The organism is Pseudomonas canadensis (assembly GCF_000503215.1).
Taxonomy (GTDB): domain Bacteria; phylum Pseudomonadota; class Gammaproteobacteria; order Pseudomonadales; family Pseudomonadaceae; genus Aquipseudomonas; species Aquipseudomonas canadensis.
Map to the genome: position 1 here is coordinate 162,854 of NZ_AYTD01000001.1, position 16,902 is coordinate 179,755.

Here is a 16,902-nt window from a genome sequence, read left to right on the forward strand (position 1 = left end):
ATTTTCGCGAGCAAGCTCGCTCCTAGAGGGCGGTCCCGCGGCTTTTAGCGGTGCAGGACGTATTGGCCGGTGAAAGCGACTGCGTGCTCCTCACTCCCCTCATTCACAATCCATGTTTCCAGCGTCAGCCGCGCGCGGCCATAGCGCTTATAAGTCGCCACAAACCGCTTCCACACCCTCTCCTCCGGCGTCGCGCAAATTGCGGTCGCATCCCGCGTGACCGGTAGCGGATAACTGATCTGCCCTTCCTGAATCACGATATGCCCGTCTTCAATCCCGTCTTCACGCAATTGCAAGTGCAGCCAGCCCCATCCCGCCAGCACTGCGCCGCAGTACAGGCTGCCGCCGAACATGGTGCTCTTGTGGTTGATGTTGGCCTGCAAGGGCAGATGCAGTTCCAGCCGCCCCTGTTGCCAGTCGAGCACCTTGAGGCCCATTTCCCGGGTGAGGGGGATGTCGTGGTGCAGGATGGATTCCAGGTAACGGCTGTCGCGGCTCATGGGGGCCTCTTGGCGGGTGGGTGCTGTCATTCATCGTCGCTGCTTTGGTTGGCGAAGTTCAGGCCATGCTTGCGCAGCTTGTCGTGCAGGGTCTTGCGCGGAACACCCAGGGCTTCGGCGAGGCTGCGCATGGAGCTGTGGGGACGGGTCAGTTCGGCGGCGATCAGGCTTTTTTCGAACTGCTCGACCTGTTCACTCAGACCGCCGGGCGTAGAGGTCAGGACACCGGCCGATGGATTGTCCGGCGTGTTATCCAGCGCCAGCTCCAGGCCCAGCGCGAAACGTTCTGCAGCATTCTGTAGCTCACGCACATTGCCCGGCCAGCTATGGCGCAACAGCAGTGCGCGCTGGCCCGGTTGCAGTTCGTGCAGCGGCAAACCGTGACGGCTGCTGGCTTCATCGGCGAAGTGCTGGAACAGCATCAACGCATCTTCCCCACGCTCGCGCAGCGGCGGAATACGCAGCGGCGCGACGTTGAGGCGGTAATACAGGTCGGCACGGAAACGGCCCTGATCGGCGGACTGGCGCAGGTCTTCCTTGGTGGCGGCGATGATGCGGATATCCAGCGGGATCAGCTGATTGCCGCCCAGGCGTTCCACCACCCGCTCCTGCAACAGGCGCAACAGCTTGACCTGCACATCCAGGCTCATGCTTTCGATTTCATCCAGGAACAAGGTGCCGCCGTTGGCGAATTCGAACTTGCCGATACGGCGTTTCTGCGCGCCGGTGAAGGCGCCTGGCTCGTGGCCGAACAGTTCGCTCTCCACTACCGACTCGGCCAATGCCCCGGCGTTGATCGCTACAAACGGGCCACTGCGACGGCTCGACAAATCATGCAGCGCGCGCGCCACCACCTCTTTGCCGGCACCGGTTTCGCCGAGGATCAGCACATCGGCCTTGGTCGCGGCCAGTGCGCCGATCTGCTCGCGCAGGCGCAGCATTTGCGGCGAGTGGCCGACCAGGCGCGTGCTCAGTTGCTGACGGTCGCTGAGGGCCAGGCGCAGGCTGCGGTTGTCCAGCACCAGGCGGCGCAGGGCCAGGGCGCGGCGCACACTGTCGAGCAGGGCGTCACTGGCGAACGGTTTTTCCAGGAAGTCATAGGCCCCGGCGCGCATGGCCTGCACCGCCAGTGGTACGTCGCCGTGGCCGGTGATCAGCAGCACAGGCAGCTCCGGGTCCTGGCCGTGCAGTTCGGCGAGGAGCTCCAGGCCGTCCATACCGGGCATGCGGATGTCGCTGACCACCACGCCCGGCCAGTCCCGCGACAGGCGCGCAGTGAGGCCAGTGGCTTCACCCAGGGTCAGGACTTTCAGCCCGGCCAGGTCCAGGGTCTGGCACAGGGCCTGACGCAGGTGTGGATCGTCGTCGATCAACACCACCTGAATCTGGTTATCGATACTCATACACTGCGGTCCTCGGACGGTTGCAGACTGACGCCCGGCGCACCGGCACGCAATTTCAAGGTTAACAGCGCGCCGCCTTCCTTGTGGTTGGCGAACAGCAGTTCGCCGCCAAAGGCACGCATCAGGGTGTCACAGATCGCCAGCCCCAACCCCAGGCCCTGAGTGCGGGTCTTGGTGGTGTAGAACGGCTCGCTGGCGCGGCCGAGGGCTTCCATGCAAAAACCCGGGCCGTTGTCGCGAATGTACAGGTTGACGCCCTGTTCGGTGGTTTCGGCACTCAGCCAGAGTTTACGCGGCGGGCCTTTTTCAGTGAGGGCGTCGAGGGCGTTGGCCAGCAGGTTGCCCAGCACTTGGCGCAGGCGGGTTTCACCGGCCTGTACCCACAAGGTCGCTTCGGGCAAATCGCGAATCAGCTCCACCTCCATCGACCGCCGCCGCTTGGCGAGCAACGCCAGTGCATCGTCCAGCGCCGGTTGCAGGGCCACGCTCTCGGGCGCATGGCGGTCGCGGCGGGCAAAGGCGCGCAGGTGGGCGATGATCGAGGCCATGCGACCGGTCAGTTCGCTGATCAGCTTGAGGTTGCCCCGAGCATCTGCGGTGCGTTCATGGTCGAGCAGGATTTCAGCATTCTCTGCATAGCTGCGAATGGCTGCGAGGGGCTGATTGAGTTCGTGGCTGATGCTTGCGGACATGGTGCCCAGTGCCGACAACTTGCCTGCCTGCACCAGGTCATCCTGGGCGCGTACCAACTCCTGCTGGGCGTGTTCACGTTCCAGCACTTCCTGCTTCAGGCGCCGGTTGAGGCCTTCCAGATCACTGGTCCGCTCGACCACACGCGCTTCCAGCTCGCGACGGGCCTTGGCTTCGAACGCAATGCGTTCCAGGTAATGGCGGCGACGTTGCATCATCAGGCCGAGCAGCAACATCAACACCAACAGCGTGGCGCCGCCGACTGCAACCACCGTGCGCACGGGGCGGTTGATCAGTGAGCGCGGCGCGAGGATCTCCACGTTCCAACCGGTCTCGGCGATGGCCGTGGATTGGCGCAGCCAGGCGGTGTTGCTCAGGCTCAGCGGCTGCGGGTCGCGAGTCGGGTAGGGCTGGATGGCGATGATGGCCTGGCGCTCTTCAGCGGTCAGTGGCCGGGTGGCGCGGAATCGCCATTGCGGGCGCGAGGTCAGGATCACCACGCCATTGTGGTCGGTGACCAGCAGTTGTTCCGGCGTGTTACCCCAAAGGCTTTCGGTGTGGTCCAGGTCGACCTTGACCACCAGTACGCCGATGATCGTATCGCCATCGCGCACGGCGGCGGCGAAGAAGTAACCGCGCTTGGCCGAGGTGGTGCCCAACCCGAAAAACCGCCCCAGGCGCCCGTCCATGGCTTCGCTGAAATAAGGCCGAAACGAGAAGTTGCGCCCGACGAAGCTGTCTTGCTTGTCCCAGTTGGACGCGGCCAGGGTCTTGCCGGTGGTGTCCATCAGGTACATCACCTCCACCCCGGCCTGGGCGGCGACGTCCTTGAGCAGCAGGTTGGCGTTGACCAGGTTGGTGCTCACCCCAGGCGCATCCAGCGCGGTGCGCAAGGCCGGCAAGTCGCCGAGGATCTGCGGCAGCACTTCATAACGGTGCAGGGTCCCGAGCAGGTTGGCCACGTACAGGTCGAGGGTCTGGCGGTTCTGGCCGGCCAGTTCGCTGCGGTAATAACGCTCGGCCAGGTGCTCCAGCGGCCACAGCAGCGGTGCCAGGCACAACGCCAACAAGGCGAGGCTGCGCCAGCGGGGTCTACGCGGGAGGGGTGGAGTCATGGGAGTCGTGCGCCTGTGGGTACAGGCGCATTATGCCTAGTGCTGCTATGCAAGACACTCGCGCAATGCATCTTGCCAGTGTGGCTGGCTGACGTGCCATTGCTGTAGCAGTCTGCTGCAGTCCAGGCGCGAGTTCAGCGGACGCTGGGCGGGTGTCGGATAAGCGCTGGAAGGGATGGGCTCCAGTTCGGCGCAGGCTTTGCCCTGTTCGCGCAGGTGCTCGCCAATGGCCTGGGCAAAACCGAACCATGAGGTCTCCCCTCCGGCGGTCAGGTGATAAATGCCCCATTCTCCCTGTTCGCCTGCTTGCCAGCGCTCGATCAACGTACGCGTGCTGTTGGCAATGCTGCCGGCCCAGGTTGGCGCGCCGATCTGGTCGGCGACGATGCGCATCTGCGGTTTCTCTTGCAGCAGGCGCTGCATGGTCAGCAGGAAGTTCTTGCCGTGGTTGGAGTAGACCCAACTGGTGCGCAGAATGAGATGTTTGCCACCGACGGCCGTAATCGCCTGCTCGCCCGCCAATTTGCTTTGGCCGTAGACGCCCAGCGGGTTGGGCGTGTCGGTTTCGGTATAAGGCGCAGGTTTGCTGCCGTCGAACACGTAGTCGGTGGAATAGTGGATCAGCGGGATGCCCAGCGCCTTGGCTTCCTCAGCGAGAATGCGCGGGGCGATGGCGTTGATGGCAAACGCAGCGTCCGGTTCGCTTTCGGCCAGATCGACGGCAGTGTGGGCTGCTGCGTTGATGATCAAGCCTGGGCGATGGGCTCGCACTTGCTGGCGGATCTGGTCTGCGTCAGCCAGGTCAAGCTGGTCGCGTCCCAGGACGATAAGCTCGCCCAGGCCTTGGAGACGCAGTTGCAGTTCGCGGGAGACTTGGCCATGTTGGCCGGTGATCAAGATCTTCATGGGAACAGGTCGGCTTCCAGCAAGGGTTTACCCGCCTGGTCCTTGGCGGACAACTGTGGCGCCTCGCCCAGCTCCCAGTCGATGGCCAGTGTCGGGTCATTCCACAGGATGCAGCGTTCGGCACTGGGCTGGTAGTAGTCCGTGGTTTTGTACAGGAATTCGGCGTGTTCACTCAGTACCACGAATCCATGGGCGAAACCTTCCGGCACCCAGAGTTGGCGGTGGTTCTGGGCCGATAAGCGTACACCTACCCACTGGCCGAAATTCGGCGAGCTTCGGCGGATATCGACGGCTACGTCCAACACTTCACCGGCGGTGACACGCACCAGTTTGCCCTGGGTGTGTTCGAGTTGGTAATGCAGGCCGCGCAGCACGCCTTTTTGCGAGCGCGAGTGATTGTCCTGCACAAAGTGACGCTTGAGACCCGTCGCCTCTTCGAAAGCCCGGGCGTTGAAGCTTTCGTAGAAGAAGCCACGCTCATCACCGAACACTTTGGGTTCAATGATCAGCACGCCGGGCAGTGATGTTTCAATGACGTTCACTGGTTTTCTCCGGCCAGCGAGTACAGGTATTGACCATAACCGGTCTTGCCGAAGTACTTGGCACGTTCCAGCAGGTGGTCGCGGTCGATCCAGCCGTTTTCATAGGCGATTTCTTCGAGGCAGGCGACTTTCAGGCCTTGGCGGTGCTCGATGGTCTGCACGTACTGCGAGGCTTCCAGCAAGCTGTCATGGGTGCCTGTGTCGAGCCAGGCAAACCCACGGCCAAAACGCTCTACATGCAGGTCACCGCGCTTGAGGTAGGCGTTGTTGACGTCGGTAATCTCAAGTTCCCCACGAGGCGAAGGCTTGACCGCCTTGGCGATCTTGATCACGTCGTTGTCGTAGAAATACAGGCCGGTCACCGCGTAGCTGGATTTTGGCTTCGCCGGTTTTTCTTCGATGGAGAGGGCACGGCCCGCGCTGTCGAAATCGATCACGCCAAAGCGCTCAGGGTCCTTGACCCAGTAACCGAAAACGGTAGCGCCAGAAGGCCGTTTGGCCGCCCCAAGCAGTTGTTCACCGAAATGCTGACCATGGAAGATATTGTCGCCCAGGATCAGGCACACAGGGTCATTGCCAATGAATTCCTCGCCGATGATGAACGCCTGGGCCAGGCCATCCGGGGTGGGCTGCTCGGCGTAGCTGAAACGCACGCCAAACTGGCTGCCATCGCCCAGCAGGTTGCGGTATTGCGGCAGGTCCACGGGTGTGGAAATCACCAGGATTTCCTTGATACCCGCTAGCATCAACACCGAGATCGGGTAGTAGATCATCGGCTTGTCATACACCGGCAACAGTTGTTTGGACACACCCAGGGTAATGGGGTGCAAACGGGTGCCGGAACCGCCGGCCAATACGATTCCCTTCATCATGCGATCAAATCCTTAAAGTCGGTGTTGCCTAAACGTTCGCCCTGATAGCTGCCATCCTGGACCCTACGGCACCATTCCAGGTTATCGAGGTACCACTGCACGGTTTTGCGCAAACCGGTTTCGAAGGTTTCTTCAGGAACCCAGCCTAGCTCACGTTCAATCTTGCTGGCGTCGATCGCATAACGCTGATCGTGGCCGGGTCGGTCTTTGACGAACGTGATCAGGTCGGCGAATTTTTCGACGCCGCTGGGGCGTTGGGGTGCCAACTCTTCCAGCAATTGGCAGATGCCACGCACGACATCGATGTTTTTTTGCTCATTGTGGCCGCCGATATTATAGGTTTCGCCGACGACACCCTCGGTTACCACTTTCAGCAGCGCGCGGGCATGGTCCTCGACGAACAGCCAGTCACGTACTTGTAAGCCATCACCGTAGACCGGCAATGGCTTGCCCGCGAGTGCGTTGAGGATCACCAGGGGGATCAGCTTCTCGGGAAAATGGAACGGCCCATAATTGTTCGAACAGTTCGTAAGCAGCACCGGCAAGCCATAGGTGCGTTGCCATGCGCGTACCAGGTGGTCGGATGCGGCCTTGCTCGCAGAGTACGGCGAGCTGGGCGCATAGGGCGTGGTTTCGGTGAACAGGTCATCCACACCGTGCAGGTCACCGTACACTTCGTCAGTGGAAATGTGATGAAAACGGAAGCTGCCTTTGGCGGGCTCGGCCAATTTCTGCCAGTAGGCGCGAGCGGCTTCCAGCAGGCTGTAGGTGCCGACGATATTGGTTTGAATGAAGTCCGAGGGGCCATCAATCGAGCGGTCCACATGGGACTCTGCCGCCAGGTGCATGATCGCCTGGGGCTCGAAGCGCTCCAGTACAGCGCTGACAGTGGCCTGATCGATGATATCGGCCTGGACAAACTCATAACGGCTGTTGGACGCGATGCTGGTCAGCGACTCCAGATTGCCCGCATAGGTGAGTTTGTCCAGGTTGAGGACTTCGTGCTCAGTGTGTTGAATCAGGTGTCGGATCAGGGCAGAGCCAATAAAACCGGCACCACCGGTGATGAGAATGCGCATGTCGGAGGGCCTTTTCCTTATACGGACATTAAGCGAATGGAGCATAGCTTGAGTTGTGTGGCGAGGTGGTGCAAGCGCGGTATGCGTAGGGGTTGCGTTATCCACCAGAACAATGGCGATATAGACGCCTAAAAAAATCGAGGTCGTCACAATGCCGCTCGCCACTCTGGTCCATCGCGCCAGCCTACCCTGCCCGCAAGTGGGCTCCGATCAGGCGGCTCACCTGCTCAAGCAACATTACGACCTCACTGGCACCTTGCAATCATTGGGCAGCCAGCAAGACCTCAACTACAAAGTCGACAGCCCCCGCGGCCGGTTTGTTCTGAAAATCTGCCGGGGCGACTACGACGCTGTTGAGTTGCACGCCCAGCACGCGGCGCTCAACAGCCTGCAGGCTGTGCGCGTACCCAAGGTCATCAAGTCTTTGACGGGGGAAGAGTTGTTGACCCTGACCCTCGACGGCCAAGCCCTGCACGTGCGGGTACTGGATTACATCGATGGCCAGCCGTTGACCCATCAGCCTCACTTGGGGCGTGGGGTGATCGCAGGGTTTGGTGACCTGTGTGGGCGGATGAGCCAGGCGCTGGCGCGGTTTGAGCATCCGGGCCTTGCGCGCACGCTGCAGTGGGACCCGCGCCATGCCCAGGCATTGATCAAGCATCTACTGGCGACGCTGGTAAACCTCCCGCATCGCGCGGCACTGGAGCAAGTGGCTGAGCAGGTCGAGGAGCGTATCCGCCCCCTGGCCGATCACCTGCCGTGGCAGGCGGTGCATATGGACATCACCGACGACAACGTGGTGTGGCAGCGCGATGCGCAACGGCACTGGCAGGTTCAGGGCGTGATCGACTTCGGCGACCTGGTGCATACCTGGCGCATTGCCGACCTGTCGGTGACCTGCGCCGCGCTGCTGCACCATGCCGAGGGCGATCCCTTTGCGATCTTGCCGGCGATTCAAGCGTGTCACGCGGTGACGCCGTTGCAGCACGAAGAATTGCGGGCGCTGTGGCCGTTGATCGTCGCCCGTGCGGCGGTGCTGGTGTTGAGCAGCGAGCAGCAGCAACGCCTGGATCCGGATAACAGTTACCTGCTGAAAAACGCTGAACATGAGTGGGAAATCTTCCATGTAGCGACGTCAGTGCCGTTTGAATTAATGGAGGCGGCCATTCTGGGGTGCGTCGGGCAGGCGCCCGCACCCATCGCCAGCCAGGGCTTTGCGCCGTTGCTGCCAGGGTTGGTTGGGCGTGAGTTTGCGTTGATCGACCTGGGCGTGCTCAGCCCACATTTCGAGGCCGGTAACTGGGAACAACCCGGCGTTGATCAACGCTTGTTGCAGGAGGCGGCGGCGGTGCATGGCCTGGCGGCGAGTCGTTATGGGCAATACCGTTTGTCGCGTACCCAGCCCGACAGCGCGAATGAGCCAGAGACGTTCCCGTTGCATGTCGAACTGCACGTGCCGTCGGGTACATCGGTTGAAGCGCCGTTTGCGGGTGTTGTGCGACGGGGCGCCAACGGTGAGCTTCAGGTGCACAGCAGCGAGGCAAGCGTTTGGCTATGGGGCCTTAAAGTACAGTTGCAGCCAGGTGCCGCAGTGCTCAAGGGCCAGGTGATCGGTGAGGTCGAAGGCCCGCTCACCGTGCAGCTATGCCGTGCTGACATACCCGCACCGTTGTTTTGCACGCCGTCACGGGCACAGGCATGGCAGTCGCTGTGTCCGTCGCCGGCCGCGCTGTTGGGCCTGGCCTGCGACGCCGAACCCGAGTTGGACCCCGAGGCCCTGCTGGCCCGCCGCGACGCCAGTTTCGCCCGTTCGCAAAAGCACTATTACGTTGACCCGCCGCGTATCGAGCGTGGCTGGCGCAACCACTTGATAGACATGCAGGGCCGTTCCTACCTGGACATGCTCAATAACGTCGCTGTGCTGGGCCATGGCCATCCGCGCATGGCGGCGGTGGCCGCGCGGCAGTGGTCGCTGCTCAATACCAACTCGCGCTTCCACTACGCGGCGATTGCCGAATTTTCCGAACGTTTGCTGTCGCTGGCGCCAGAAGGCATGGACCGGGTATTCCTGGTCAACAGCGGCACCGAGGCCAATGACTTGGCGATCCGCCTGGCCTGGGCCTTCAGCGGCGGGCGCGACATGCTCAGCGTGCTGGAGGCCTATCACGGCTGGTCGGTGGCGGCGGATGCGGTGTCCACGTCGATTGCCGACAACCCTCAGGCATTAAGCAGTCGCCCGGACTGGGTACACCCGGTGACCGCGCCCAATACCTATCGCGGCGAGTTCCGTGGGCAGGACAGTGCGCCGGACTACGTACGAAGCGTGGAACACAACCTGGCGAAAATCGCCGCGAGCCAACGCCAACTGGCGGGTTTCATCTGCGAGCCGGTGTATGGGAATGCCGGGGGGATCTCGTTGCCGCCGGGCTATTTGCAGCAGGTGTATGGACTCGTTCGTGCCCAGGGCGGCGTGTGTATCGCCGATGAAGTGCAGGTGGGTTACGGCCGCATGGGGCATTTCTTCTGGGGCTTTGAAGAGCAGGGCGTGGTACCCGACATCATCACCATGGCCAAGGGCATGGGCAATGGCCAGCCGCTGGGCGCGGTGATTACCCGCCGGGAAATCGCCGAAGCGCTGGAGGCCGAGGGTTACTTTTTCTCGTCGTCGGGAGGCAGTCCGGTCAGTTGCCGCATTGGCATGGCCGTGCTGGACGTGATGGAGGAGGAAAAACTGTGGGAAAACGCCCAGGTGGTTGGCGGGCATTTCAAGGCAAGATTGGAGGAACTGATTGACCGTCATCCGTTAGTGGGGGCTGTTCATGGCTCGGGTTTTTATCTCGGGCTGGAGTTGGTGCGCGACCGCCAGACTCTGGAGCCTGCCACCGAAGAAACTACCTTGCTGTGTGATCGCCTGCGCGAGCTGGGTATTTTCATGCAGCCCACCGGTGACTATCTGAACATCCTCAAGATCAAGCCGCCGATGGTCACGTCCCAGCGTAGCGTGGATTTTTTCGTCGACATGCTGTCGAAGGTGCTCGATGAGCATTTGTAATTTGCCGATTGTTATCGGTTAATTGTTGTAATATTTTCCCGTTATTATCTTGTGTCGCTATTAAAGCCGATTTTTATCCATTATAAAGTCGGCCTTCACCCCCATTCGGAGTCCTGATCGCCATGACCACCCTGCACAGCACCCCCCGCGCCGATGGCTTTCATATGCCTGCCGAATGGGCGCCACAGACCCAGACCTGGATGATCTGGCCGGAGCGCCCGGATAACTGGCGCCTGGGTGGCAAACCCGCGCAAGCCGCTCATGTGGCGGTGGCCAAGGCCATTGCGCGTTTTGAGCCGGTCACCGTGGCGGTTTCCGCTGGCCAGTACGAAAACGCGCGCGCGCGCCTGGATGTGCCGAATATCCGCGTGGTGGAGATGTCCAGCGATGACGCCTGGGTACGCGATACCGGCCCGACCTTCGTGATCAACAACAGCGGCGAAGTGCGCGGCGTGAACTGGGACTTCAACGCCTGGGGTGGTTTTGACGGCGGTCTGTATTCGCCATGGAATCGCGACTCCCAAGTCGGCGGCAAGATTCTCGAAATCGAACGCGCTTCGCGCTATCGCACCGAAGGTTTTGTGCTGGAAGGCGGCTCGATCCATGTCGACGGCGAAGGCACCCTGATCACCACCGAGGAATGCCTGCTCAACCGCAATCGCAACCCGCACCTCGTCCGTGCCGAGATCGAAGCGGTGCTGAGCGCCAACCTGGCTGTGGATAAGATCATCTGGTTGCCGGACGGCCTGTTCAACGACGAAACCGACGGTCATGTGGATAACTTCTGCTGCTACGTGCGCCCAGGCGAAGTGCTGCTGGCCTGGACCGACGACCCACAAGACCCGAACTATGCGCGCTGCCACGCTGCCATGGACGTGCTGCAAAGCAGCACCGACGCCCAGGGTCGCTCGTTCACAGTGCATAAAATGCCGATCCCAGGCCCGCTGTATGCGACCGAAGAAGAATGCGCCGGCGTTGACCCGGTTGACGGTACCCAGGAACGTAATCCGACCGTGCGGTTGGCGGGTTCCTACGTCAACTTCCTGATCGTCAACGGTGGCATCATCGCGCCAAGCTTCGACGACCCGCTGGACAGCCAGGCCAAATCCATCCTGCAAGAGCTGTTCCCGCAGCATGAAGTGGTGATGGTGCCGGGCCGCGAACTGTTACTGGGCGGCGGCAACATCCACTGCCTGACTCAACAACAGCCGGCCCCGCACAAAAATTGAGTGCAGTTGTAACAGCGCTATGAGGATGAACCGGCGTTGATCGGTTCAGTCCTCCACAACAAGCCCGCGACCCAGACAGGTCGCGGGCTTTTTTGTGTCCAAACGCCTATGGGCACGAGACATTGGCATAGCTCTTGTATCGCCGTTGTCACAGTGGCCCAAGGCGATGACTGCGCAGTTCTGTCATAAACCTTGAGTAAGTTAGCCGCTCACGCAGTAGGAGAGAGCGCTGAAATGAATGCCGATATCAACCTGATGTACACGCGCACGTTTCACCCTTTGCGGGTCAACGGCGACGCGATCCATGCGCTGGCGCTCTGGTTGAAGGAAAACGGCTCGCGACAGATCAGGCAACAGCCTGACTTGCGCTGCGTGATAAATGAACGTTACCCGGCGGGGTTGTTCAGTGAGGATGAAGTGCACGCGTTGTGCGAGTTGATGAACTGATGCACTTGTAGGAGCGAGCTTGCTCGCGAAGGTCGCCAACGATAACGCAGCGATCCTGGTTAATCGCGGCGCTCTCGGGTTTTTCGCGAGAAAGCTCGCTCCTACAGGAAGACTTTTAGAAGCTGTAGGTAGCTGTCACCACCACACTACGCGGTTCCCCTGGCTGAATCTGCGCCACACTGGTCGCCGACGCGTAGTAGGTTTTATCCGCGATGTTGTTCAGCGCCGCCCTCACGTCCCATTCCTTCTGACGAAACCCGGCCAACGCATCCCAACGACCATAACCCGGCAATACGACGGTGTTGAGGCTGTCGGCGTAACGGTCGCCCACCAGCGTCAGGCCGGTTTCTGCGTACCAGCCCATCTCTGGCTTCCAGGTGATGAACACACTGGCATTGCGCTTGGCCACATCGCTGACGCGTTTGCCTTCGAAGCCGTTGTTGTCCTTCTCGACCTTGGCATCCTGCAGGCCGACACCGCCGCGCACATACCAATTGCCGACGATCTTGCCGGTGGCGGTCAGCTCCACGCCACGTGAGCGCTGCAAGCCGCTGAGCAGGGTGATGGTACGGTCCAGCGGGTCGCTGGTGCGGCGGTTGTAGAGTTCCAGCTCGTACACCGCCAGGGTGGTGCTCAGGCGGTCGTCGAGCCAGTCGCTCTTGACGCCGATTTCCTTCTGCTTGGTCAGCTCCGGGCTCAGGTCGTTGACGCTGCCGGCAGCGTTGGGAGTGATACCGATCAAGCCACCGCCCGCAGGCGAAAATGTCTTGCTCCACGATGCGTAGAACGAGTGATGTTCCAGCGGCGTCCAGACCAGGCCAAAGCGCGGGCTGGTGCTGTGGCTTTTGACGTCCTGTTGGGTGTTGAGCAACTTGTTCTTGGTGTCGACTTCAAAGCGGTCGTAACGCAGGCCGGCCAGGACTTGCCAATGATCATTCAGGCGCAGTTGATCCTGCACATAAAGGGCACGGCTTTCGACTTCGGTGTGGTTGTTACTCGACACGCTCATACGGCCGGTGTGGCTGAGGTTACGGTTGGGTTGGTTGAGGTCCAGGCTCGGCACGGCCTGACCGCCTCTACTGACGGCAGTGGCGGTGTACAGCTTCGGATCGCGGCGCTGGCTGCCCAGTTCGAGGCCGGTAAGCAGGCGGTGCTCCAGGCCGTAGGTGCTGAAGCCACCTTCCAGCTCGACGTTGTTGAAGATGTTGAGGGTGTTCAGGTCTTGCTGCCAGCGTTGGCGTGTGACGCTGTTGTTCGCCGGCACATAGGCGGTTTGGTAGGTATTGTCGAAATCACTGTCGAGCTTGAACACACCGAGTGTCTGGCGCAGTTGCCAGTTGTCGTTGAGCTCATAGGCCAGTTTGGAGCGCAGCGACTGGGATTTGTCGTCGATGTAGTCGCGGTTATCAAAATAGGTGGTGCTGCGGCTCACATCGGCTGGTCGGCCGTTAACCCCCGGAATGCCACGGTCCGGCGTGCGGTTGTAGCGGCTGTATTCGTATTGCACCAGCCAGTTAAGGTCCGGCGTGAGCTGCCAACTCATGGACGGTGCGAACAGCTGGCGATTGCCGCTGACGCCGTCGCGAAAGCTGTTGTTGTCCTGGTTGCCCATGTTCAGGCGCAGGCTGATGTTATCGGTGGGGTCGGTGCTGAGGTCGGCATACAAGCTACGCAGATCGTTGCTGCCGCCCTGCGCCTCGATACTCGATTTATGCCCGGCCACAGGCAGTTTGCTCACGCGGTTGACGATCCCTCCCTGACCGCCTCGCCCGTAGAGTACGGCTGCCGGCCCCTTGAGCACTTCAATGCGCTCGATGTTGTGCAAGTCGCGCACATATTGGCTGTCGTCGCGAATGCCATCCAGATAGAAGTCATTGCTCGCGTCGAAACCGCGGATGCGCAAGCTGTCGAAGCGGGTGTCGGCGCCGCTGCTGACGTTAGGGATGCCGCTCAATGCCTGGCCGAGGTCATTGGTGCCGTAGGAGCGCAGGCTTTCGGTTTTCACGGAGTCGATCGCCTGGGGCACATACCGCACAGGTGTGGCGGTGCGGGTGGCGGTGCTGGTTTCCTTGATGCGCGGGTCGTCTTCGTCAGCTTCGGCGCTGATCGACGTTTCGGGCAAGGTCGTGGCCGCACAGGCAAAACCGGCAGACAGCAGAACGGAAAGCCCAAGGGTGATGGGCGTTAGGCGAGGGGCAGGCATGGAGGAATGTATCCGAATTGTTAGGGAGGAAAAATGCGCGTTAATGGTAATGCTTTGCATTTGCGCGCGTTATCCATTACCAAACGTATCGGCTTTGAAATGTGTTACGAGATGTGTTTTTTGCCGTTTTGCGTGCGGTTTTTTGTCGCTTACAGGACTGCTGTAGGCGCTTGCTTAGAATTATTTCGCCTAAATACAGACGATTCGCGAAATTGACACATAGTTCCGGGCGCGACTAGGATTGCGCCCAACGCCTGTGGCTAACCGCCATGACTCATCCAATAAAAAAGGCCCGCGGCCTGTTAAGTCGTCCGCGGGCCTTCTTTTTTCCGGAATAAGTCGACACCAGAAAAAGCGACACGGAGCCTGGTGTCACAGCGCGTACTCAACCAGGAATAAGGAATACAAGAAAATGTTGAAGCAACGGATGAGTCTGATCGCTCTGGGGATTTTGAGCGCATCGACAGCAATGGCAAACGACCAGGACCAGTCCAAGGGTTTTATCGAAGACAGCCACCTGAACATTGCCGCACGTAACGCCTACATCAGCCGTGACTACAAGAACGGCAAGCAAGACAAAGCCGAGTGGGGCCAAGGCTTCATCGGCAAGCTCGAGTCCGGCTTCACCCAAGGCACCGTCGGTGTGGGTGTGGACGTGATCGGCCAATACGCTATTCGTCTGGACGGCGGTAAAGGCCGTGCCGGCGCTGGCGGTATCGACTTCTTCAAACAGGGCAATGGCACCACCAACCCTGATGGCTCGAACAACCCTGGCTCGGCACCACACGACCTGGCCAAGGGCGGCGCTGCCGTGAAGTTCCGCGTTTCCAACACCGTGCTCAAGTACGGTGATCAGTTCCCGGCCGTGCCTGTGCTGCAGTACGACAACTCCCGTCTGTTGTCGGAAACCTACACCGGTACCTCGATCGTTTCCAAAGAGATCGCCGGTCTGCAACTGGACGCAGGTCACTTCACCAAAGAAGCCCGCAAGAGCATGGAAGGCACCGACAGCGGTCGCCTGAAAAGCATCGACTACATCGGTGGTAGCTACAAATTCACCGAGAGCCTGTCGGCCGCGCTGTACGCCTCCGACATGCAGGACGTGCTGAAGAAGCAATACGTCAACGTCAACTACGTGCTGGCCCTGCCAGAGAAGCAGTCGCTGACCTTTGACTTCAACGGCTACAAAACCAAGCTGGACCGCAGCTTCGCCCTGGAAAACCAGAAAGACGCTGACGCCCGTGACAACAAGATCTGGAGCCTGGGCGCTACGTGGGCTGTCGGCCCGCATAGCTTCACCGTCGCGCACCAGCGCAGCACCGGCGACACCGGTTACCTCTACGGCGGATACCGCAACGCTGGCGGCATCGGCGACGGTGGTAACACCATCTTGCTGGCCAACTCCTACTGGTCCGACTTCAACGGCAAGGACGAGCGTTCGTGGCAGCTTGGCTACGGCATCGACTTCGCCACCTTCGGCGTACCAGGCCTGACCTACAACGTTGCCTACGTTCGCGGTACCAACATCGACGACGGTACCAACCGCGGCGACGGCACCGAGCGTGAGATCTGGAACCAGTTCAAGTACGTGGTCCAGAGCGGTCCAGCCAAAGACTTGAGCCTGCGTGCTCGCGCCTCCTGGCTGCGTGTCTCCAACAACGCTGACCAGTACAACGTAGGCGGTAACGAAATCCGTCTGTTCGCCGACTACCCGATCAACGTTTTCTAATTGATCCGACGTCGCGCCTGATTCCGGGCGATAAAAAACCCCGACTGGTTCGGGGTTTTTTTATGCCTGGCATTCCAGCGCTGTCTTGTTACACCGCAGTACGAATGAAGTACCCGGCCCCGTCTTTATCCCCTCCCGACGCAAGCCTAAATTGACCCCACTGCCCGCCCATCACCCCGATGGCCGGCCACTGGAGTCATTGCCATGCCCTTTGTCAGCCTGCGCATCACCCGTGACGGCGTTACCCCGGAGCAAAAAGCCCAGGTCATCGCCGAGTTCACCGAAACCCTCGAACGCGTCCTGCACAAACGCCCGGACCTGACCCACATCGTCATCGAAGAAGTCGATACCGATAACTGGGGCTACGCCGGAATCACCACCACCGAATACCGCAAATCCCAAGCCTGAATCCCTACCGGAGAACTCTCATGAAAAAAGTCGTCATCATCACCGGCGCGTCCCAAGGTATCGGCGCCGCCGTGGTCCAGGCCTACCGCGCTTTGGATTACCGGGTCGTCGCCACTTCGCGCTCGATCCAACCGTCCACCGACCCGGACATCCTTACCGTCGCCGGCGACATCGCTGACCCGGCCACCGCCCAGCGCGTCATCCGCGAAACCCTGGCCACCTTCGGGCGCATCGACAGCCTGATCAACAACGCCGGTATTTTTATCGCCAAGCCCTTCACGGCCTACACCCAGGAGGACTACGCCAATGTGCTCGCGGTGAACCTCAACGGCTTCTTCTACATCACCCAACTCGCCATTGCCGAGATGGAAAAGAACAACGCTGGCCATATCGTCAACGTCACCACCAGCCTGGCGGACCACGCAATCCACGGCGTGCCATCGGTACTCGCCAACCTCACCAAAGGTGGGCTGAACTCAGCGACCAAGTCCCTGGCGATTGAGTACGCCAAGCGTGGCATCCGGGTGAACGCGGTGAGCCCAGGGATCATCAAGACGCCGATGCACAGCGAAGAAACCCACGCGGCGCTCGGGCAATTGCATCCGGTCGGGCATATGGGGGAGGTGAGTGACATCGCCCAGGCGATCGTCTATCTGGAGCGCGCTGGGTTTGTCACCGGCGAGATTCTGCATGTCGACGGTGGGCAAAGCGCGGGTCATTGATGAAC

At 60.7% G+C, this 16,902-nt stretch carries 14 protein-coding genes; 6 read left to right on the forward strand and 8 right to left on the reverse strand.

Annotated elements, in window-relative coordinates:
* Positions 1–44: 44 nt before the first annotated feature.
* Genes U367_RS0100710 through rfbB form a run of 7 tightly spaced genes read right to left on the reverse strand, consistent with a single transcriptional unit; the run spans position 45 to position 7,107 of the window.
* Positions 45–500, reverse strand: coding sequence for a YiiD C-terminal domain-containing protein (locus U367_RS0100710; protein WP_028615322.1), 456 nt, complete (start codon positions 498–500; stop codon positions 45–47).
* 26 nt (positions 501–526) lie between these two features.
* Positions 527–1,903: a sigma-54-dependent transcriptional regulator gene (locus tag U367_RS0100715; RefSeq protein WP_028615323.1), complete on the reverse strand. Its 1,377-nt coding sequence runs from the start codon at positions 1,901–1,903 to the stop codon at positions 527–529.
* A complete protein-coding gene (locus tag U367_RS0100720; RefSeq protein ID WP_028615324.1) occupies positions 1,900–3,708 on the reverse strand; it encodes a sensor histidine kinase in 1,809 nt (602 codons plus the stop codon). The genes U367_RS0100715 and U367_RS0100720 overlap by 4 nt, the downstream gene beginning before the upstream one ends.
* Positions 3,709–3,753: 45 nt before the next feature.
* Positions 3,754–4,614: a dTDP-4-dehydrorhamnose reductase gene (gene rfbD / locus U367_RS0100725; protein WP_028615325.1), complete on the reverse strand. Its 861-nt coding sequence runs from the start codon at positions 4,612–4,614 to the stop codon at positions 3,754–3,756.
* Entirely contained in the window at positions 4,611–5,156 is a 546-nt protein-coding gene (gene rfbC, locus U367_RS0100730) for a dTDP-4-dehydrorhamnose 3,5-epimerase (protein ID WP_028615326.1), read from the reverse strand. Before rfbC ends, rfbD begins: the two co-directional genes overlap by 4 nt.
* Entirely contained in the window at positions 5,153–6,028 is an 876-nt protein-coding gene (gene rfbA, locus U367_RS0100735) for a glucose-1-phosphate thymidylyltransferase RfbA (protein WP_016979071.1), read from the reverse strand. The genes rfbC and rfbA overlap by 4 nt, the downstream gene beginning before the upstream one ends.
* Positions 6,025–7,107, reverse strand: coding sequence for a dTDP-glucose 4,6-dehydratase (gene rfbB, locus U367_RS0100740; RefSeq protein WP_028615327.1), 1,083 nt, complete (start codon positions 7,105–7,107; stop codon positions 6,025–6,027). The genes rfbA and rfbB overlap by 4 nt, the downstream gene beginning before the upstream one ends.
* A 151-nt stretch (positions 7,108–7,258) precedes the next feature.
* Between rfbB and U367_RS0100745 the strand changes: the two genes are divergently transcribed.
* The 3 genes from U367_RS0100745 to U367_RS0100755 all read left to right on the forward strand — a co-directional run bounded on the left by U367_RS0100745 (position 7,259) and on the right by U367_RS0100755 (position 11,835).
* Positions 7,259–10,159, forward strand: coding sequence for an aminotransferase (locus U367_RS0100745; RefSeq protein ID WP_028615328.1), 2,901 nt, complete (start codon positions 7,259–7,261; stop codon positions 10,157–10,159).
* Between the two features lie 122 nt (positions 10,160–10,281).
* Complete coding sequence (gene aguA, locus U367_RS0100750; RefSeq protein ID WP_028615329.1) at positions 10,282–11,388, forward strand: agmatine deiminase; 1,107 nt, start codon at positions 10,282–10,284, stop codon at positions 11,386–11,388.
* 234 nt (positions 11,389–11,622) lie between these two features.
* Positions 11,623–11,835 (forward strand): hypothetical protein, encoded by a 213-nt coding sequence (locus U367_RS0100755; protein ID WP_028615330.1) that lies wholly within the window; start codon positions 11,623–11,625, stop codon positions 11,833–11,835.
* Positions 11,836–11,950: 115 nt separating this feature from the next.
* On the opposite strand, the gene U367_RS0100760 is transcribed toward U367_RS0100755, so the two are convergent.
* A complete protein-coding gene (locus U367_RS0100760) occupies positions 11,951–14,038 on the reverse strand; it encodes a TonB-dependent receptor (protein WP_028615331.1) in 2,088 nt (695 codons plus the stop codon).
* 412 nt (positions 14,039–14,450) lie between these two features.
* Between U367_RS0100760 and U367_RS0100765 the strand changes: the two genes are divergently transcribed.
* The 3 genes from U367_RS0100765 (at position 14,451) to U367_RS0100775 (ending at position 16,897) form a co-directional block, all read left to right on the forward strand.
* Entirely contained in the window at positions 14,451–15,767 is a 1,317-nt protein-coding gene (locus tag U367_RS0100765) for an OprD family porin (protein ID WP_010214034.1), read from the forward strand.
* 204 nt (positions 15,768–15,971) lie between these two features.
* Positions 15,972–16,175 (forward strand): tautomerase family protein, encoded by a 204-nt coding sequence (locus U367_RS0100770; RefSeq protein ID WP_016979078.1) that lies wholly within the window; start codon positions 15,972–15,974, stop codon positions 16,173–16,175.
* A gap of 20 nt (positions 16,176–16,195) precedes the next feature.
* Entirely contained in the window at positions 16,196–16,897 is a 702-nt protein-coding gene (locus tag U367_RS0100775; RefSeq protein WP_028615332.1) for an SDR family NAD(P)-dependent oxidoreductase, read from the forward strand.
* Positions 16,898–16,902 lie beyond the last annotated feature (5 nt).